Source organism: Candidatus Brevundimonas phytovorans (genome assembly GCA_029203145.1).
GTDB lineage: Bacteria > Pseudomonadota > Alphaproteobacteria > Caulobacterales > Caulobacteraceae > Brevundimonas > Brevundimonas phytovorans.
The window spans coordinates 2,696,735-2,714,175 of the sequence record CP119309.1; the positions used below are offsets into that span (position 1 = coordinate 2,696,735).

Below are 17,441 nucleotides of genomic sequence, written 5' to 3' on the forward strand. Positions count from 1 at the left end.
ACAGCAGAAGAAGCCCCGCCCCCCGGCGCATCAGTCGCGGTGATAGGGGGAGCCGGACAGGATGGTCACGGCGCGGTAAAGCTGTTCCGCCAGCATGGCGCGGGCCAGGGCGTGGGGCCAGGTCTGGGGGCCAAAGGCCAGGGTCGAGCGGGCGGCGGCGCGCACGCGGGGGTCCAGCCCGTCGGCCCCGCCGATGGCGAAGACCAGCCGCCGCTCGCCCTGATCGCGCAGGGTCGCGATGTGGTCGGCGAAGGCGCGCGAGGCATAGGTCTTGCCGCGCTCGTCGCAGGCGATCAGGTGCGCGCCCTCGGCGCAGGCCAGGATCAGCTCGGCCTCAGGGGCCTTGCCCGATTTCCGGGGTTCGAGATCGACCAGCTCCAACGGACCGAGCCCCAACGGACGACCCGCCAGGGTCGCCCGCCGGGCGTAGTCGTCGGCCATGGCGGCCTCGGGACCGCGGCCCGGCTTGCCGATGGCCGCGATCGCCAGCTTCATGAGGTCAGCTCAGTCCGAGGATCAGGCGGCGCCGGCGCCGCGGTGGGCGCTGTCGACAGCCCAGATCTTCTCGATGTTGTAGAAGGTGCGCACTTCCGGGCGGAACAGGTGAACGATGACGTCGCCGGCGTCCAGCAGCACCCAGTCACAGTGGGGCAGACCTTCGACCTTGACCTTGCCCAGACCCATTTCCTTGAACAGGCGCAGCAGGTGATCGGCCAGGGCGCCGACGTGACGGTTCGACCGACCCGAGGCCACGATCATGGCGTCGGACATCGGGCTTTTGCCACGCAGGTCGATCAGGACCATGTCGAGGGCCTTGTCTTCATCGAGCTTGGCGATGACAGCGCGTTCCAGATCGGTCAGGCCAACCGGAATCGGGGCTTGATCGCCGAAACTGGGACCGCCTTCGGCCTGACCGTCTTCGGAATGGACGGAATCCATCGGGTCCATTTCGTGGGCCGCGTTGGAAACGGCGGCGTCTTGCGCATCGTGCGCGGGCGAGGGGGTCAGCGGAGGGCTCCGGGGAGATTACTAAAGCGGCAGCCTAGCACATCTCGCCGGAAAGGTCACCCATCGCCGGGAATCGGCGCTTCGCCCCGCCGGATCGCGGTCGAGGAGCGGGGATTCAGCGGCGCCGTCAGATAGGTCCAGGCGGGCGCCGCCAGGCTGGGCAGCAGGCCGGCGCGGGCCGCCGGAATGCGGAACCGGGCATAGCGCGAGGCGGCGGGCGCGGTGCGGCTGTCCAGTTGGCTGCCCGGCCGAGCGATTACCGCCACCGGCATCAGATGCATGATGTCGGTCCAGCCGCGCCAGCGATGGAAGCTGGCCAGGTTGTCGGAGCCCATCAGCCAGACGAACTGCACGCCGGGATAGCGGGCCTTGAGCAGCCGCAGGGTGTCCACGGTCCACTGCACACCCGCGCGGGTCTCGAAATCGGAGACGATCATGGCCGGGCCCACCGTGGCCGCGACCGCGCGGGCCGAGGCCATGCGCGCCGCCAGCGGCGCCGTCTCGTGGTTGGACTTCAGCGGGTTCTGCGGCGAGACCAGCCAGACCACCCGGTCCAGATCCAGACGCCGCATCGCCGTCTCCGCCACATGGGCGTGGCCGTCGTGGGCCGGATTGAAGGAGCCGCCGAACAGGCCGACCTTCATGCCCGGGCGCAGCCCCAGGCCGTCGCGCAGGGCGCCGGGTCGAGGGCCGAGGCCTTTCGGCGCGGGACCGGCGTGGAAGAAGGACAAGGGCGGCTCTTTGGCGGCGGCGACGAGAGGGCGGACTTATGCTCACCCGCGCCCTAACACGCCGCGACGCCCCTGTCTCGCCTCAGCGGACGGACGAAAGGCTCAGAACTCCTTCCAGCTCGAGCCTGGATCGCGCTCGCCCGGCTGGGCCAGTTGCTGACCCCAGGTCACGACCATCAGGGCCTTGTGGCTGCGGATCTTGTACTGACCGATCATCGGCGTCACCGCGCCCAGCGGCAGGCCGGTCCGACCGTCGTAGAGGAAGCCGGAAAACTCGGCCACGCCCATGCGGTCGCGGTTGGAATAGATCGACAGTTCCGGGATGGAGACGACGTTCAGCGTCTCGTTGATCGGCACCCGCATGTCGGGAATGCCGAAGACCCGGCGCATCTGCTCCAGCGACAGGGCCCCGGCGCGGACCTCGAAGATGGCGTCGGCGCTGTCGCGGTCGCGGCTGATGGCGTAGCCGGCGTCCGACAGGGCGGCGCGGATAGCGCTCAGCGCATAGCGGGCGTTCTCGGCCTGGAAATAGGTCTCGTCGATGAAGACGCGCGCGCCTTGCGGGATCGGCAGGGTCAGGCCCTCGACCGCGCGATCGGCGGCGCGGTTGACCAGCAGCATGTCGGTCGCCGTCCGCGCCGGATTGGTCTCCGTCACCGAGGCGCAGCCGGCCAGGATGGCGGTCGCGGCCAGCAGGACGCTCAGACGCGCCGTCGTCAAATCACCAGGCCCCGACGTTGGGCATAGAGGCCCAGGGCTCGGCCGGCGCCAGACGCGCGCCGCCTTGCAGCAGTTCGATCGAGATGCCGTCGGGCGAGCGGATGAAGGCCATGTGGCCGTCACGCGGCGGACGGTTGATGACCACCCCGCCGTCCATCAGACGCTGACAGGCGGCGTAGATGTCCTCGACCTCGAAGGCCAGGTGGCCGAAGTTGCGGCCGCCCTGATAGTCCTCGGGGTCCCAGTTCCAGGTCAGCTCGACCTCGGGCGACTTCTCGGCTTCGGCGCGGGCGGTATCCTGAGGCGCGGCCAGATAGATCAGGCTGAAGCGCCCGGCCTCGCTGTCCATCCGGCGCGTCTGCACCAGACCCAGCAGGTCGCGATAGAAGTGCAGCGACGCCTCCAGGTCCTTCACGCGGACCATGGTGTGCAGATAGCGCATGGCTCAGTGCGCCTCGGGCGGGCGGGCCGCCGGGTCGAGGTATTCGTTCTCGGGGTGCGCGTGCGCCGACAGGACGAAGCGGCGGTCGCAGTAGCCGCACTCGACGGCATCCTCGTCGCCCATCTCCAGATAGACCAGGGGGTGGCCGAGGACGCCGCCGCCGTCGCAGGCGACGCGCTTGGACGAGACCACGATCTCTTCGGGGGCGGGGATGACGGCGTCGGTATGGCGGGGAGGCATGGGGTCCGGTCCAGTCTGGAATGGCTTGCGCCGTTCCTAGAAGGACCGGACCTATAGGTCAAACCTCGGAAGGGCGCGGCTGGCGGCGGAACAGCTTGTCCAGCATGGCCTTGCGCTTCTTGAACAGGGTCAGGCCCAGGCAGCCTGCGCCGACCCACAGGCCGATCTCGCCGATCAGAGCGGCGACGGCGGCCAGCAGGGCCGCATAGGTCATGTCCAGATAGCCCAGCTTGCCCGCCAACAGGGCCAGACCCATGCCGGTGTAGCCGACGGCGCAGACGCCCATGGCGACAAACCCGATCAGGCGGGTGCGGGTCAGAGGCTTCTTCATCTGGACTGGCAGGGCGGTCATGAATGTCTCTCCATCAAGTCAGGTTGTCTTTATGACAAGCAAGCTAGACACACTCAGACGACACGTCAAGCGTCATTTACACAAAGACGAGCAAACTTGTCCAAAAGCGCTACGACAACGCCTTGGCGAACCGCCCCTGGCCCCCTACCTATGCCGCACGCTTCCGCCGCCCGAGTGAACGCCCGCATGACCGAGACCCCTGCCCTGCCCGTCAACGCCATCGAGGTGCGGGGCCTGAAGAAGACCTATGCGGGCAACAAGAAGTCGCCGGCCAAGACGGCCCTGCGGGGCGTCGACCTGACGGTGCCGCGCGGCTCGATGTTCGGCCTGCTGGGCCCCAACGGCGCCGGCAAGTCGACCCTGATCAACATCATCGCCGGCGTCGTGAACAAGTCCGAGGGCACGGTCCGCATCTGGGACCGCGACATCGAGCATGAGGCCCGCGACGCGCGCGCAGCCCTGGGCGTCGTGCCGCAGGAGATCGTCGCCGACGTCTTCTTCACTCCGCGCGAGGCGCTGGAGGTCCAGGCCGGCTTCTACGGCGTGCCGGCCAACGAGCGCCGCTCGGACGAACTGCTGGCGGCCCTGGGTCTGTCGGACAAGGCCAACGCCTATGTCCGCGCCCTGTCCGGCGGCATGAAGCGCCGCCTGATGGTGGCCAAGGCCCTGGTGCACAATCCGCCCGTCCTGATCCTGGACGAGCCGACGGCGGGCGTGGACGTCGAACTGCGCCGCCAGCTTTGGGACTATGTGCGCAAGATCAACGAGGAGGGCGTCACCGTCATCCTGACCACCCACTACCTCGAAGAAGCCCAGGAGCTGTGCGACACCATCGCCATCATCAACCGGGGCGAGGTCGTGGCCTGCGAGCCGACCCAGACCCTGCTGAAGCGTCTGGACACCCGCAACGTCGTGGTGACGCCGGAGACGCCGCAAGAGGTCCTGCCCGACCTGCACGGTTTCGCCGTCGCCCCGCGCCCGCACGGGGCCTTCGTCGTCACCTATCGCACCGGCGAGTCCAGCGTCGAACAGGTGCTGGCCGCCGTCCGCGCCGCCGGCGTCAAGATCAAGGACATCGCCACCGAGGACCCGGATCTGGAAGACGTCTTCCTGGCCATGACCTACGGCGACGCAAGCCGGCCCAGCCCGACGCAGGACTGAGCCGCCAGTCTCTGGCCCGCTCCCTCCTTCGTCATCCTCCGGCGCAGCGAAGCGGAGACCGGGGGATGACGAAAGATGGGTAACGCTAGACCACCATCACCGTCCCGAGCAGCATCTTGGCTCCCGGCTTGCCCAGAACCCGGTCGGTGGCCGCCTGCAGGGCGCGGCTCAGCCATTCCACGTCCGGCGGGGCGCCGGGCAGGATGCGTTCGCCCGCCAGCCGGACCACTTCGTTATAGGCGGCGCTGAGACGCGGCTTGGACTGGTCGGCGCGGGTGCGCAGGGCCGGATCGGCCACATCGACCCCAACCTCGACCGTCATCACGCCCCGGCGACCGTCGCGGCGCAGGATGGTGGCCGTGGCCGTGGGCAGGGGGATATAGGCGTTGGCGGGGGCCCCGCCGCCTTCGCTCTTGCCGGAAGCCTCGGCCTCGGCGGCGATGAAGGCGGTTCCCAAGGCCGCGAGGCCGATCAGTGCGCGACGATCCATGTCCTACCCTGCCCTGCCGCGGCTTAAGGCCCGGTTACGGCTGGCGGGTCGTCGCGCCGGAGCGTAATCGGGACGGATGAGCCAGATCGATCTTTCCGCCTATCGCCCCAATGTCGGGGTGGTGCTGTTCAACCCCGCCGGACAGGTCTGGCTGGGCCGCCGCGCCAACACCCCCGAGCCGTGGAACTGGCAGTTCCCGCAAGGCGGCGTCGACGAGGGCGAGGATCTGGAAGCCGCCGCCCTGCGCGAGTTGCAGGAAGAGACCGGCGCCCGGTCGGTCGAACTGCTGGGCCGGACCGGGGGCTGGATCGTCTATGACTTCCCAGAGGGGATGGGCGGGCCGAAGGCGTGGAAGGGCTTCAAGGGCCAGAAGCAGGTCTGGTTCGCCTTCCGCTTCACCGGCGAGGACTCGGAGTTTGATCTGGCCGCCCACGGCGAGCCGGAGTTCGACGCCTGGCGCTGGGGCGCGCTGGAAGAGGCGCCCGACCTGATCGTGCCCTTCAAGCGCGACGTCTATCAGCAGGTGGTGGCGGCCTTCGAAGACCTGCCGAAGAGCTGAAGCCGCCCCCCCCAAGGAAAAAGGCCCCCCGCCGAAGCGAGGGGCCCTGATCTTGTCGGCGTCGCCGAAGCCTCAGGCTTCGACGATTTCCGAGGCTTCTTCGGCCAGGATGCTGAGACCCTCGCCGTTGACGTCGGCGAAGCCGCCCTTGACCGCGAACTGACGACGCGCCGCGCCTTCGTAAACGGTCACCACGCCTTCGCGCAGGGTGGTCATGAAGGGCGCGTGGCCGGGCAGGACGCCGAAGTCGCCCTCGACGCCCGGCGCATCGACCTGATCGACCGAGCCCGCGAAGATTTCGCGTTCCGGGGCGACGAGGGAGAAGTTCAGCTTACCGGCCATGGATCAGACTTCCGCAGCCATCTTGGCGGCTTTTTCGACGACTTCTTCAATGGCGCCGACCATGTAGAAGGCGGCTTCCGGAAGGTGGTCGTACTCGCCGTCGCAGATGGCCTTGAACGAACGGATGGTGTCCTTCAGCTCGACGAACTTGCCGGGCGAGTTGGTGAACTGCTCAGCCACGAAGAAGGGCTGCGACAGGAAGCGCTGGATCTTGCGAGCGCGCGACACGACCAGTTTGTCGTCTTCCGACAGTTCGTCCATGCCCAGGATGGCGATGATGTCCTTCAGCGCCTTGTACTGCTGCAGGGTTTCCTGAACGCGACGGGCGACGCGGTAGTGCTCTTCACCAATGACCAGCGGGTCCATGATGCGCGAGGTCGAGTCGAGCGGGTCCACGGCCGGGAAGATGGCCTGGGCCGCGATGTCGCGGTTCAGAACGGTCGTCGCGTCCAAGTGAGCGAACGAGGCGGCGGGCGCCGGGTCGGTCAGGTCGTCGGCGGGAACGTAGATGGCCTGGACCGAGGTGATCGAGCCCTTCTTGGTCGAGGTGATGCGCTCTTGCAGGTTGCCCATCTCGGTGGCCAGCGTCGGCTGATAGCCCACGGCCGAGGGGATGCGGCCCAGCAGAGCCGACACTTCCGAACCGGCTTGCGTGAAGCGGAAGATGTTGTCGACGAACAGCAGCACGTCCTTGCCTTCTTCGTCGCGGAAGTATTCCGCGATCGACAGGCCGGTCAGGGCGACGCGGGCGCGGGCGCCGGGGGGCTCGTTCATCTGGCCGTAAACCAGGGCGCACTTGGAGCCTTCGGTCGAGCCGTTGTTCTTGGCCGGGTCCACGTTCACGTTGGACTCGATCATCTCGTGATACAGGTCGTTGCCTTCACGGGTGCGTTCACCCACGCCGGCCAGAACCGAGTAACCGCCGTAAGCCTTGGCGATGTTGTTGATCAGTTCCTGCATGGTCACGGTCTTGCCGACGCCGGCGCCGCCGAACAGACCGGTCTTGCCGCCCTTGGTGTAGGGGCAGATCAGGTCGATGACCTTGATGCCCGTGACCAGGATTTCCGACGAGGTCGACTGCTCTTCGAAGGTCGGGGCCTCGCGGTGGATCGGACGGTATTCCGTGGTCTTGATCGGACCGGCTTCGTCGATCGGCTGGCCGACGACGTTCATGATGCGGCCGAGCGTGCCCGGACCGACCGGCGCCATGATCGACTTGCCGGTGTCCACGACGGGCTGACCGCGGGTCAGGCCTTCGGTGGTGTCCATCGAAATGGCGCGGACCATGTTCTCACCCAGGTGCTGGGCGACTTCGAGAACCAGGGTGAAGGGCTGACCCGTCTTCTGGTCGACGTTCTGGGTTTCCAGCGCGTTCAGGATCGCCGGCAGGGCGCCGGTGAACTCGATGTCGACGACGGCGCCGATGACCTGGGCGATCTTGCCCGAGCCTGCGACGGCGGCGACTGCGGCCTTCTTGGGAGCAGCCGGCTTCTTGGCTGCGGTTTTCTTCGGGGCGGTGGTGTCGGTCATCGTGCGTGTCCGTATCGGAATGTCTGGCAGGTCGGGATCAGAGCGCTTCGGCGCCGGCGATGATCTCGATCAGCTCGGTTGTGATCTGGGCCTGGCGTTTGCGGTTGTACTGGAGCGTCAGGCTGTTGATGAGGTCGCCCGCATTGCGCGTGGCGTTGTCCATCGCGGCCATTTGCGCGCCGAAGAAACCGGCCTGGTTTTCGTAGAGAGCGGCCAGAATCTGCGTCGTCAGGTTGCGCGGCAGCAGGGTCTCGAGGATTTCCTCTTCCGAGGGCTCATACTCATAGACCGCGCCGTTCAGGTCGATCGGCGCCGCATCGCCGGCCACGACGGCCGGGATCAGCTGGTTCGCGGTCGGGACCTGAGCGATCACCGACTGGAACTTGCTGTAGAACAGGGTGACGACGTCAGCCTGTCCGCCTTCGAAGCTTTCGGCGATCAGTTCGGCGATCGGCTGTGCGGCGGCGAGACCCAGGACCTTGTGCTCGCTCAGCTCGAAGGTCTTCACGACCTTGTCGCCGAACAGGCGCGTCAGGGGATCACGCGACTTCTTGCCGACGGCGATGACGCGAACGTCCTTGCCCTGGGCGATCAGGCTGTTGATCCGGTCGCGGGCGGCGCGGACGACGTTGGACGAGAAGCCCCCCGCCAGACCCTTGTCCGCCGTGGCGACGACGATCAGGTGACGCTGATCCGCGCCCGTGCCGGCCAGCAGTTTCGGGGCGCTGTCGCCCGAGACGCCGGCGGCCAGGTTGGCGATGACCGAGGCCATCCGCGTGGCGTAGGGGCGAGCGTTTTCCGCCTGCTCCTGCGCACGCTTCAGCTTGGCCGCTGCGACCATCTGCATGGCCTTCGTGATCTTCTGCGTCGCTTTGACGCTTCCGATCCGATTGCGCATTTCCTTGAGGCTGGCCATCCGGCGCTACTCTCGCTCTCTGGTCAGTTCTTACGCGAAGGTCTTGGCGAAGGCGGCCAGGACGTCCTTGAGCTCAGCTTCCAGTTCCGGCGTCAGCGCCTTCTTGGTGCGGATGCCTTCCAGCAGCGAGGCGTGGTTCGAGTGAACGCGGGCCAGCAGTTCGCTTTCAAAGCGGCCGATGTCCGACACGGCCACGTTGTCCAAGTAACCGCGCGTGCCGGCGTAGATCGAGACGACCTGCTCTTCGACGGCCAGCGGCGAGTACTGCGGCTGCTTCAGCAGCTCGGTCAGGCGGGCGCCGCGCGCCAGCAGCTTCTGGGTCGAGGCGTCCAGGTCCGAGCCGAACTTGGCGAAGGCGGCCATTTCACGATACTGGGCCAGCTCGCCCTTAATCGAACCGGCGACCTGCTTCATGGCCTTGATCTGGGCCGAGGAGCCGACGCGCGACACCGAGATGCCGACGTTCACGGCCGGACGAATGCCCTGGTAGAAGAGGTCCGATTCCAGGAAGATCTGGCCGTCGGTGATCGAGATCACGTTGGTCGGGATGTAGGCCGAGACGTCGTTGGCCTGGGTTTCGATGATCGGCAGCGCCGTCATGGAGCCCGAACCATTGTCTTCGTTCAGCTTGGCCGAACGCTCCAGCAGGCGGCTGTGCAGGTAGAAGACGTCGCCCGGGTAGGCTTCACGGCCGGGCGGACGACGCAGCAGCAGCGACATCTGACGATAGGCCACAGCCTGCTTGGACAGATCGTCATAGACGATCAGGGCGTGCATGCCGTTGTCGCGGAAGAACTCGCCCATGGCGGTGCCGGCGAACGGGGCCAGGAACTGCAGCGGGGCCGGTTCCGAAGCCGTGGCGGCGACGACGATGGTGTATTCCAGGGCGCCGGACTCTTCGAGGGTCTTGACGATCTGGGCGACGGTCGAGCGCTTCTGGCCGATGGCGACGTAGATGCAATACAGCTTCGCCGACTCGTCGGTCGAGGCGTTAACCTTCTTCTGGTTCAGGATGGTGTCGACGGCGATGGCCGTCTTGCCGACCTGACGGTCGCCAATGATCAGCTCGCGCTGGCCGCGGCCGACGGGGATCAGGGTGTCGATCGCCTTCTGGCCGGTCTGCATCGGCTCGTGAACCGACTTGCGCGGGATGATGCCCGGCGCCTTGACGTCGACGCGGCGACGCTCGGTGAACTGGATCGGGCCCTTGCCGTCGATCGGCTCGCCCAGCGGGTTGACGACGCGGCCCAGCAGGCCCTTGCCGACCGGCACGTCCACGATTTCGCCCAGGCGGCGGACTTCGTCGCCCTCAGCGATCTGCGCATCGGCGCCGAAGATCACGGCGCCGACGTTGTCGCGCTCGAGGTTCAGGGCCATGCCCTTCACGCCGGCCTTGGGGAATTCGACCATTTCACCGGCCTGGACATTGTCCAGACCGTGGATGCGGGCGATGCCGTCGCCGACCGACAGCACTTGGCCGACGTCGGAAACGTCGGCTTCAACGCCGAAGTTGGCGATCTGCGACTTGAGGATGGCCGAGATTTCGGCGGCGCGGATGTCCATGGTGGGCTCTCTGGCTTTCGTCTTCGGTGCGGGCCCGCTGGCCCGGCTTGAACTTGGAATTCGGGGCTTAAGCGCGCTTGAGCGCGAACTTCATCTGGTCGAGCTTGGTCTTCAGCGAGGCGTCGAACAGCTTCGAGCCCACCTTGACCTTCAGCCCGCCCAGGATCGACGGATCGACGCGGGCGGTCAGTTCGGGATCGCGGCCCAGCGACGCGCGCAGGGCCGACTGAATGTTCTTGGTCTGGGCCGCCGACAGCGGCAGGGCCGAGACCACCTCGGCCGCCACGACGCCGGTCAGCTTGGCGTGCAGGGCCTGGAAGCCGGCGATCACGCCGGGCAGGTCGCGGGCCCGGCCGTTAGCAGCCAGCAGACCCAGGAACTTCTTGGTCGTGGCGTTGAACTTGGCCTTGTCGGCGATGGCCGACAGGCCCTTGGCCTGGTCCTCCGCCGAAATCACCGGCGACTGGGCCAGGCGGCGCAGGTCCGCGCTGTCCAGCCAGGCGGCCTTCAGCGAGGCGAGATCGCCGCGCACGGCGTCGAGCGCCCCCGTCTCTTGCGAGAGGTCGAACAGCGCCTGAGCATACCGTTCGCCGACTTCCGTCGTTCTGAAATCGTCCGCCACGTAATAAAGGTCCGCGATTTGAAGCGTTTGGGTCGAGTCCGGCGGCGATCTCTCGCGCCAGACAAGGGCTTGATTTGCATGTAGAAAGCACACTTGGGACACATCTGTTGATGCGTCCTTCGCTAAAGCCGCGCGGCTGATAGCATGCAAGGTCTCCGGTCGCAACCGACGGGAACGGAACGATAAGGTCGCACCCGCGCTCTTTTGCCGAACGCCAGACCCTTGCGGCCCGGCCGGGTGCGACGACATCGCCGCCCACGAGCGCTTGATGCAACCTCACGGTCCCGTTACCGCTTATGGCCATCATCACATTCTGGAACCCCGATGCTTGAAAGCATAACCCCCCTGCTGAGCGATCCGGCCGCCTGGGCGGCCCTCGTGACCCTGGTGGTCATGGAGGTCGTGCTCGGCATCGACAACCTGATCTTCATCTCGATCCTGTCGAACAAGCTGCCGCCCGAGCATCGCCAGCGCACCCGCCGCATCGGCATCGGTCTGGCCCTGGTCATGCGTCTGGCCCTGCTGGCCGCCATCGGCTGGATCGTCGGCCTGACCGCGCCCGTCTTCGACCTGGGCATTCATGGCGAGAGCTTCGACACCGCCTTCAGCTGGCGCGACCTGATCCTGATCGCCGGCGGCCTGTTCCTGGTGTGGAAGGCCACCAAGGAAATCCACCACGCTGTCGACGTCACCCCGTCCAACGACATTCTGGAGAAGGACAAGAAGGACGTCGTCATCAACAACGTCGGCTCGGCTATCGTCCAGATCATCCTGCTGGACCTGGTCTTCTCGGTCGATTCCATCCTGACCGCCGTCGGCATGACCGATCACGTGCCGATCATGATGGTCGCCGTGGTCATCGCCGTCCTGGTCATGCTGCTGGCCTCGGACCCGCTGGCCAACTTCATCGACAAGAACCCGACCGTGGTCATGCTGGCCCTGGGCTTCCTGCTGATGATCGGCGCCGTGCTGATCGCGGACGGCTTCGGCGTTCACGTACCCAAGGGCTACATCTACGCCGCCATGGCCTTCTCGGCCCTGGTCGAGGGACTGAACATGTGGTCGCGTAACGCCCAGATCAAAAAGGACAAGGCCGCCGAAGCCGCCCAGGCGGCGCTGAACAAGGCCGAAACCGCCGAGCCCGGCGTCTGATCGTGCGTCTCTGGCCGGTCCTGACGATGCTTCTGCTGGCGCTTCCCGCGTCGGCCGGGGCGCAGTCGTCGGGGCCGGCCGCCTCATCTGCTTCTACTTCCCCCACCGCCGTCCCCGTCTATGGCTATGAGGTGGTGCGAACCTTCCCCCACGACCCGACCGCCTTCACGCAAGGGTTGGTCATTCGCGACGGCGAACTGATCGAGAGCACAGGCCGCGCGCCCTCCAGCGTCCGCCGCGTGAGGCTGGAAGACGGCGTCGTGCTGCAAAAGCGCGAACTTGATCCCGAATATTTCGGCGAGGGCCTGACCGAGATCGACGGCCGCGTCATCACCCTGACCTGGAACAACGGCGTCGGCTTCGTCTGGAACGCCGACGACCTGAAGCCGCTGGCACGCTTTAGCTATGAAGGCGAGGGCTGGGGCCTGACCCACGATGGAACCCGGCTGATCCTGTCGGACGGATCGCCCGCCCTGCGCTTCTTCGACCCCGCCAGCTTCGCCGAGACGGGCCGCGTCGCCGTCACCCTGAACGGTCGCCCGGTGCGCCAGTTGAACGAGCTGGAATGGATCGACGGCGAGGTCTGGGCCAATGTCTGGCAGACTCCCTACATCGTCCGCATCGACCCGACCTCGGGCCATGTGGTCGGGGTCATCGACCTGACCGGACTGCTGCCCGCCGGTCTGGTGAAGGACCCGAACGACGACGTCCTGAACGGCATCGCCTGGGACGAGACGACCCGCCGCCTGTTTGTCACCGGCAAGAACTGGCCCAGCCTGTTCGAGATCAAGCTGACCGGGCCGCGCTAAGCTTAAGCAGCCCGCGTCTGAGGTTCTCACTGGGCCCCGGCGTCCGCCGGGGTGGGCGGAGGTGAGGGCGGCGCTCAAGCAGCAAGCCGCCGCGCGGCGAGCGCTAGCGCTTAGGGCCCGCTCAAGCAGCGAGCGACCGCGTCGCGAGCGGTAGCGCCCTACAAGAAACTATAGGGGTCCACGTCCACCGTCAGCCGCACCGAGGCCGGCACCTTCACCCGCGCCAACCAGGCGCGCAGGAAGGCCTGCAGGTTCACATCGCGATCGGCCCGGACCAGCAGCCGCTTGCGTCGCCGCCCGCGCACCAGGGCCAGGGGCGCGTCGGCGGGGCCATAGACCTCCAGCCGCTCGGCGTTGGGGATGGCCTCGGCCAGATCGCGGGCGACCTTCTCCACCGCCATGGCGTTTTCGCTGGACAGGATGATCGCCGCCAGACGCCCGTGCGGCGGCAGGGACGCCGCCTCGCGCTCGCCCATCTCGGCCTCGACGAAGGCGTCGCGGTCGCCCGCCGCCAGGGCCATCAGCACCGGATGCTCCGGCGTCCAGGTCTGCAACAGGGCGCGGCCCGGCTTGTCCGCCCGCCCCGCTCGGCCCGTCGCCTGGGCCAGCAGTTGATAGGTGCGCTCGGCCGCCCGCAGGTCGCCGCCGCGCAGGCCCAGATCGGCATCCACCACCCCGACCAGGGTCAGGCGCGGGAAGTTGTGGCCCTTGGCGGCGGCTTGCGTCGCCACCAGAATATCGATCTCGCCCTCGGCCATCGACTGGATCAGGGCGCGCGCCGAGGCCCCGTCCGGCACGGTGTCGGAGCTGAAGATGGCGGTGCGCGCCTCGGGGAAGAGCCGACGCACCTCCTCCTCGACCCGCTCGACGCCCGGCCCCACCGGCACCAGCGAGTCCTCGGCCCCGCACGACGGACAGAGCTTGGGCTTCATCATCGAAAACCCGGTCAGGTGGCAGACCAGCCGCCCGGTGTAGCGATGCTCGACCAGCCATGAATCCGTATCCGGCGCCGTCAGCCGGTGGCCGCAGGCGCGGCACAGGACGACCGGGGCATAGCCGCGCCGGTTGAGGAACAACAGGCTCTGCTCGCCACGCGCGAAGGTCTCGCCGATAGCCTCGCGCAAGGGGGCGGACAGCCAGGTCTGCGGGTCCGGCGGACAGGTGCGCAGGTCGATCAGGTCGATGTCGGGCAGGACCGCCGCCCCGTGCCGCGCCGCCAGCCTCAACCAGCCATAGCGGCCTTGGCGGGCGTTCCACAGGGTCTCCAGCGAAGGGGTGGCCGAGGCCAGAACCACGGTCGCCCCCTCGATGCGGCTACGCGCCACGGCCAGGTCGCGGCCGTGATAAACCAAGCCTTCTTCCTGCTTGAACGAGCCGTCGTGCTCCTCGTCCACCACCACCAGCCGCAGGTTGGCGTAGGGCAGGAACAGGGCCGAGCGCGCCCCGACCACGATGTTGCAGCGCCCGGCGACCACCGCCTCCCAGACCTGACGACGTTTGGGCGGGGTCACGCCCGAATGCCATTCCGCCGGGGCCGCGCCGAAGCGGGCGGTGATCCGCTCGATCAGGGCCTGGGTCAGGGCGATTTCCGGCAGCAGGATCAACACCTGGGCGGTGGGATCATGCCGCAGCGCCCGCGCCGCCGCCTCCAGATAGGCCTCGGTCTTGCCCGACCCTGTGACCCCGTCGAGCAGGAACGGGGCGAAGCCGCCCGCAGCCACGGCGTCGGCGATGACCGTGGCCGAGGCCGCCTGATCCGGGTTCAGGGTCGCGGGGGCATAGTCGGGATCGGGGGCGTCGAAGCCGGCGACCGCCTCGATCTCGATGACCGTCAGCACCCCCTCGTCGACCAGGCCCTTGATCACGCCGGTCGAGACATTGGCCGCGCGCGCCAGGTCTGCGCCGGTCATGGAGCGCTGGCCCAGAGCCTCCAGCACCGCCGTCCGCGTCGCCGTGGGGCGGGCGGGGCTGCGTCCCTCGACCCGCTTGACCCGCCGCTCGGGCCGGGGCCGGGGCGCGCGCAGGCCCTTCAGGGCCGTCGCCGCCATCTCGCCCGGCGGGCTCAGGGTCCAGCGCGCCGCCCATTCGACAAAGGTCAGCGTCCGCTCCGGAAGGCGATGCTCGCTCACCACCTGATCGATGGCCTTCAGCCGCCGGTTCGATCCCGTGGTTTCGAACACCTCGGCGACCACGCCCCGGATCAGGCGCGGCCCCAGCGGCACCGTCACCTGATCGCCGCGCACAGCCGTCAGCCCCTCCGGGACCTCGTAATCAAAGGCCTCGGGCACCGGCAGGGGAATGAGGACGGAGGCGACTTTCATGATCGGCGATCCTCCCCTGCATAGCGGGGGAGAGGGACCATGCGCAGCATGGTGGAGGGGGCGGAGCCAGACGCGGGGCTTGAAATCCGCCCCCTCCCCCGCCGCGCTGCGCTTGCGAGGGAGGATTGCGCTCGCCCTTCGCCTTCGTCGGCGCTAAAACCTGATCCCATGAAACTCTTTCTCGACACCGCCGACGTCGCCGTCATCAAGGACATGCTGCCCACCGGGATGGTGGACGGCGTCACCACCAATCCGTCGCTGATCGCCAAGTCGGGTCGGAACATCGCCGAGGTCATCGCTGAGATTTGCGCCCTCGTCGAGGGGCCGATTTCCGCCGAGGCCGTGGCGACCGATTTCGAGACCATGGTGAAGGAGGGCGACAAGCTGGCCGCCATCGCCCCGAACGTGGTCGTCAAACTGCCCCTGACCTGGGACGGGCTGCGCGCCACGCGGGCCTTTGCCGACAAGGGGATCAAGACCAACGTCACCCTCTGCTTCTCGGCGGCCCAGGCCATGCTGGCCGCCAAGGCGGGCGCCACCTTCATCTCGCCCTTCGTCGGCCGCCTGGAAGACGTCGGCGCTGACGGCGTGGGTCTGCTGGAGGAAATCCGCGCCCTCTATGACATCCACGATTTCGACACCGAGATCCTGGCCGCATCCCTGCGCAACCCCGACCACGTCACCGCCGCCGCCATCGCCGGCGCCGACGCCGCCACCCTGCCCGCCGACACTTTCAAGGCCCTGGTAAAGCACCCGTTAACCGACAAAGGGCTTGATGCCTTCCTGGCGGACTGGGGCAAGACCGGTCAGTCCATTCTGTAAATTCCGACCCGGAAAGAGGTCCGCTTGAGCACTTCCCTGGACCTCTCTCCTGACGCCGCCGAGGGCCTTCACTGGCCCGAGGTGCGGGCCTGGCTGAACGCCAACCCCGATCGTCTGCTGGACGACCGCACTCTTCTGGAAGAACTGGGCCTGCGCGCCACCGGCCGCAACGTGGTCGATTTCGGTCGCGCGGCCCTGACCCGGCTGGAAGCCGTGGTCCAGCGCGAAGCCGGCGCGAGGAAGCAGATCGAAGAGATCGCCCGCGCCAACTTCGCCGCCCAGACCCAGACCCATGTCTCGGCCCTGGACCTGATGGAGGCGACCAGCCACGCCGAACTGTCGCGCCAGCTGGACGCCACCTCGCAAGCCCGCTTCGGCCTCGCCGGCGGCGCCATCGCCATCGAAAAACCCGGCGTCGTGCCCTTCGGCTGGAAGCCGCTGGAGCCGGGCCGCGTCGACGCCCTCCTCGGCGACGATGGTCTGGAATGGCTCGGCCCCAACTTCACCGGCCTCGACCTGTTCGGCCCCGCCGAGGGCGAGGTGAAGTCGGTGGCTCTGGTCCGCATGAGCCTGCATCTGCCCGGCGCCGACGGCGCCCGCCCCGCCCTGTGCGCCTTTGGCTCGCACGAGGACGACGGCTTCACCCCGGCCATGGGCTGCGAACTGGTGGCCTTCATCACCCGCGTGGTCGAACGCATGGCCGAGCGATGGCCGACGCAAGCCTGACGGCGTCACAGGCCCTCTTCGCCTGGCTCGAGCATCTGGCGCACGAGCGTCGCCTGTCGCCGCGCACCCTGGAGGCCTATGGCCACATAGGTCGCCTCTACGTCGCCTTTCTGGAACGCCATCGCGGCGGGCCTCAGACCCTGTCTGATCTCGGCGCCGTCACCGCCGCCGAGGTTCGCGCCCATCTGGCCGAGCGCCGCAGCGGCGACCGCCCCCTGAACGCCCGCTCGCTCAGCCAGACGCTGGCCGCCATTCGCGGCTTTCATCTCTTCCTTGACCGGCGCTGCGGCACGCCCGCGCCGCAACTGGCCCTGGTGCGCGGCCCGCGCGTCAAGCCGTCCCTGCCCCGCCCGGTCACGGAGGATCAGGCCAGGGGTCTGCTGCACGAACCCGAGGCCGATCCCGACGCGGAACCGTGGGAGGCCGCGCGCGACCGCGCCGTCCTGACCCTGCTCTACGGCTGCGGCCTTCGCATCTCGGAGGCCCTGTCGCTGAAGCGGTCCGACGCCCCTCTGCCCGACGCCCTGCGCATCACCGGCAAGGGCGGCAAGATGCGGCTGGCCCCGGTCCTGCCCCAGGTGCGCGAGGCGGTGGACGCCTATCTGGCCCTCCAGCCCTTCATCCTCGACGCCGACGCGCCCCTGTTCCGCGCCAAACGCGGCGGGGCGCTCAGCCCGCGTCACGTCCAGGCCACGGTCCAGCGGCTGCGCGGCCGTCTGGGCCTGCCCGCCTCGGCCACGCCCCATGCGCTCCGCCACAGCTTCGCCACCCACCTGCTGGGCGCCGGCGCCGACCTGCGTTCGATTCAGGAACTGCTGGGCCACGCCAGCCTGTCCACTACCCAGAAATACACCCAGGTCGACGCCGCCCGCCTGCTGGCCGCCTACGCGGACGCGCACCCCAGAAGCTGACTGGTCAGCGGCCACGAACGGCGC

21 protein-coding genes are annotated in these 17,441 nt (G+C 68.0%); 7 read left to right on the forward strand and 14 right to left on the reverse strand.

From position 1 onward, the window contains the following. Positions 1 to 30 precede the first annotated feature (30 nt). The 7 genes from rlmH to P0Y52_13270 form a co-directional block, all read right to left on the reverse strand. Positions 31 to 495: a 23S rRNA (pseudouridine(1915)-N(3))-methyltransferase RlmH gene (rlmH, locus tag P0Y52_13240; GenBank protein WEK57490.1), complete on the reverse strand. Its 465-nt coding sequence runs from the start codon at positions 493 to 495 to the stop codon at positions 31 to 33. Positions 496 to 516: 21 nt separating this feature from the next. After that, complete coding sequence (gene rsfS, locus P0Y52_13245) at positions 517 to 948, reverse strand: ribosome silencing factor (GenBank protein WEK57491.1); 432 nt, start codon at positions 946 to 948, stop codon at positions 517 to 519. Between the two features lie 116 nt (positions 949 to 1,064). After that, positions 1,065 to 1,682, reverse strand: a complete 618-nt coding sequence (locus P0Y52_13250) for a nicotinate-nucleotide adenylyltransferase (protein WEK59501.1) — start codon at positions 1,680 to 1,682, stop codon at positions 1,065 to 1,067. 159 nt (positions 1,683 to 1,841) lie between these two features. Further along, entirely contained in the window at positions 1,842 to 2,459 is a 618-nt protein-coding gene (locus tag P0Y52_13255; GenBank protein WEK57492.1) for a hypothetical protein, read from the reverse strand. A gap of 1 nt (position 2,460) precedes the next feature. Then, positions 2,461 to 2,901 carry a VOC family protein gene (locus tag P0Y52_13260; protein ID WEK57493.1) on the reverse strand — a complete coding sequence of 147 codons (441 nt, stop codon included), beginning with the start codon at positions 2,899 to 2,901 and terminating at the stop codon, positions 2,461 to 2,463. A gap of 3 nt (positions 2,902 to 2,904) precedes the next feature. After that, positions 2,905 to 3,141 carry a zinc-finger domain-containing protein gene (locus tag P0Y52_13265; protein ID WEK57494.1) on the reverse strand — a complete coding sequence of 79 codons (237 nt, stop codon included), beginning with the start codon at positions 3,139 to 3,141 and terminating at the stop codon, positions 2,905 to 2,907. Between the two features lie 58 nt (positions 3,142 to 3,199). Next, positions 3,200 to 3,493: a hypothetical protein gene (locus P0Y52_13270; protein ID WEK57495.1), complete on the reverse strand. Its 294-nt coding sequence runs from the start codon at positions 3,491 to 3,493 to the stop codon at positions 3,200 to 3,202. A gap of 186 nt (positions 3,494 to 3,679) precedes the next feature. Here P0Y52_13270 and P0Y52_13275 point away from each other — a divergent pair, with 186 nt between their 5' ends. Further along, on the forward strand, positions 3,680 to 4,654 hold the full coding sequence (locus P0Y52_13275) for an ABC transporter ATP-binding protein (GenBank protein ID WEK57496.1): 975 nt from the start codon (positions 3,680 to 3,682) through the stop codon (positions 4,652 to 4,654). 85 nt (positions 4,655 to 4,739) lie between these two features. Here P0Y52_13275 and P0Y52_13280 read toward each other — a convergent pair whose 3' ends face one another. Continuing rightward, positions 4,740 to 5,144, reverse strand: coding sequence for a Tat pathway signal protein (locus P0Y52_13280; GenBank protein ID WEK57497.1), 405 nt, complete (start codon positions 5,142 to 5,144; stop codon positions 4,740 to 4,742). A 76-nt stretch (positions 5,145 to 5,220) separates the two neighbouring features. On the opposite strand from P0Y52_13280, the gene P0Y52_13285 reads away from it, so the two are divergent. Further along, a complete protein-coding gene (locus tag P0Y52_13285; GenBank protein WEK57498.1) occupies positions 5,221 to 5,703 on the forward strand; it encodes an RNA pyrophosphohydrolase in 483 nt (160 codons plus the stop codon). A gap of 72 nt (positions 5,704 to 5,775) precedes the next feature. Here P0Y52_13285 and P0Y52_13290 read toward each other — a convergent pair whose 3' ends face one another. The 5 genes from P0Y52_13290 to P0Y52_13310 form a co-directional block, all read right to left on the reverse strand. Then, positions 5,776 to 6,045, reverse strand: coding sequence for an ATP synthase F1 subunit epsilon (locus tag P0Y52_13290; GenBank protein ID WEK57499.1), 270 nt, complete (start codon positions 6,043 to 6,045; stop codon positions 5,776 to 5,778). Between the two features lie 3 nt (positions 6,046 to 6,048). Further along, complete coding sequence (gene atpD, locus P0Y52_13295) at positions 6,049 to 7,575, reverse strand: F0F1 ATP synthase subunit beta (GenBank protein WEK57500.1); 1,527 nt, start codon at positions 7,573 to 7,575, stop codon at positions 6,049 to 6,051. Between the two features lie 37 nt (positions 7,576 to 7,612). Beyond that, complete coding sequence (locus tag P0Y52_13300) at positions 7,613 to 8,491, reverse strand: F0F1 ATP synthase subunit gamma (GenBank protein WEK57501.1); 879 nt, start codon at positions 8,489 to 8,491, stop codon at positions 7,613 to 7,615. Positions 8,492 to 8,521: 30 nt separating this feature from the next. Beyond that, positions 8,522 to 10,054 (reverse strand): F0F1 ATP synthase subunit alpha, encoded by a 1,533-nt coding sequence (gene atpA, locus P0Y52_13305; protein ID WEK57502.1) that lies wholly within the window; start codon positions 10,052 to 10,054, stop codon positions 8,522 to 8,524. 67 nt (positions 10,055 to 10,121) lie between these two features. Further along, entirely contained in the window at positions 10,122 to 10,676 is a 555-nt protein-coding gene (locus P0Y52_13310) for a F0F1 ATP synthase subunit delta (GenBank protein ID WEK57503.1), read from the reverse strand. Between the two features lie 324 nt (positions 10,677 to 11,000). Here P0Y52_13310 and P0Y52_13315 point away from each other — a divergent pair, with 324 nt between their 5' ends. Further along, on the forward strand, positions 11,001 to 11,828 hold the full coding sequence (locus tag P0Y52_13315; GenBank protein WEK57504.1) for a TerC family protein: 828 nt from the start codon (positions 11,001 to 11,003) through the stop codon (positions 11,826 to 11,828). 2 nt (positions 11,829 to 11,830) lie between these two features. Further along, on the forward strand, positions 11,831 to 12,637 hold the full coding sequence (locus tag P0Y52_13320; protein ID WEK57505.1) for a glutaminyl-peptide cyclotransferase: 807 nt from the start codon (positions 11,831 to 11,833) through the stop codon (positions 12,635 to 12,637). Between the two features lie 158 nt (positions 12,638 to 12,795). On the opposite strand, the gene P0Y52_13325 is transcribed toward P0Y52_13320, so the two are convergent. After that, the gene (locus P0Y52_13325) at positions 12,796 to 14,958 is read right to left on the reverse strand and encodes a primosomal protein N' (GenBank protein ID WEK57506.1); all 2,163 of its coding nucleotides are present in this window, start codon (positions 14,956 to 14,958) and stop codon (positions 12,796 to 12,798) included. A 168-nt stretch (positions 14,959 to 15,126) separates the two neighbouring features. Between P0Y52_13325 and fsa the strand changes: the two genes are divergently transcribed. The 3 genes from fsa to P0Y52_13340 are packed head-to-tail and all read left to right on the forward strand — an operon-like array spanning position 15,127 to position 17,417. Continuing rightward, complete coding sequence (gene fsa, locus P0Y52_13330) at positions 15,127 to 15,780, forward strand: fructose-6-phosphate aldolase (GenBank protein ID WEK57507.1); 654 nt, start codon at positions 15,127 to 15,129, stop codon at positions 15,778 to 15,780. Between the two features lie 24 nt (positions 15,781 to 15,804). Beyond that, positions 15,805 to 16,506, forward strand: a complete 702-nt coding sequence (locus P0Y52_13335; protein ID WEK57508.1) for a DUF484 family protein — start codon at positions 15,805 to 15,807, stop codon at positions 16,504 to 16,506. After that, positions 16,488 to 17,417 (forward strand): tyrosine recombinase XerC, encoded by a 930-nt coding sequence (locus P0Y52_13340; protein ID WEK57509.1) that lies wholly within the window; start codon positions 16,488 to 16,490, stop codon positions 17,415 to 17,417. The genes P0Y52_13335 and P0Y52_13340 overlap by 19 nt, the downstream gene beginning before the upstream one ends. The last annotated feature ends 24 nt before the right edge of the window (positions 17,418 to 17,441 follow it).

Bases quoted from the DNA above. Each gene is read 5' to 3' on its own strand.
- rlmH (WEK57490.1), bottom strand. From the start codon at position 495: ATGAAGCTGGCGATCGCGGCCATCGGCAAGCCGGGCCGCGGTCCCGAG.
- P0Y52_13260 (WEK57493.1), bottom strand. From the start codon at position 2,901: ATGCGCTATCTGCACACCATGGTCCGCGTGAAGGACCTGGAGGCGTCG.
- fsa (WEK57507.1), top strand. From the start codon at position 15,127: ATGAAACTCTTTCTCGACACCGCCGACGTCGCCGTCATCAAGGACATG.
- P0Y52_13275 (WEK57496.1), top strand. From the start codon at position 3,680: ATGACCGAGACCCCTGCCCTGCCCGTCAACGCCATCGAGGTGCGGGGC.
- P0Y52_13300 (WEK57501.1), bottom strand. From the start codon at position 8,491: ATGGCCAGCCTCAAGGAAATGCGCAATCGGATCGGAAGCGTCAAAGCG.
- P0Y52_13290 (WEK57499.1), bottom strand. From the start codon at position 6,045: ATGGCCGGTAAGCTGAACTTCTCCCTCGTCGCCCCGGAACGCGAAATC.
- P0Y52_13265 (WEK57494.1), bottom strand. From the start codon at position 3,141: ATGCCTCCCCGCCATACCGACGCCGTCATCCCCGCCCCCGAAGAGATC.
- P0Y52_13280 (WEK57497.1), bottom strand. From the start codon at position 5,144: ATGGATCGTCGCGCACTGATCGGCCTCGCGGCCTTGGGAACCGCCTTC.
- P0Y52_13340 (WEK57509.1), top strand. From the start codon at position 16,488: ATGGCCGACGCAAGCCTGACGGCGTCACAGGCCCTCTTCGCCTGGCTC.
- P0Y52_13270 (WEK57495.1), bottom strand. From the start codon at position 3,493: ATGACCGCCCTGCCAGTCCAGATGAAGAAGCCTCTGACCCGCACCCGC.
- P0Y52_13285 (WEK57498.1), top strand. From the start codon at position 5,221: ATGAGCCAGATCGATCTTTCCGCCTATCGCCCCAATGTCGGGGTGGTG.
- P0Y52_13325 (WEK57506.1), bottom strand. From the start codon at position 14,958: ATGAAAGTCGCCTCCGTCCTCATTCCCCTGCCGGTGCCCGAGGCCTTT.
- P0Y52_13315 (WEK57504.1), top strand. From the start codon at position 11,001: ATGCTTGAAAGCATAACCCCCCTGCTGAGCGATCCGGCCGCCTGGGCG.
- rsfS (WEK57491.1), bottom strand. From the start codon at position 948: ATGGACCCGATGGATTCCGTCCATTCCGAAGACGGTCAGGCCGAAGGC.
- atpD (WEK57500.1), bottom strand. From the start codon at position 7,575: ATGACCGACACCACCGCCCCGAAGAAAACCGCAGCCAAGAAGCCGGCT.
- atpA (WEK57502.1), bottom strand. From the start codon at position 10,054: ATGGACATCCGCGCCGCCGAAATCTCGGCCATCCTCAAGTCGCAGATC.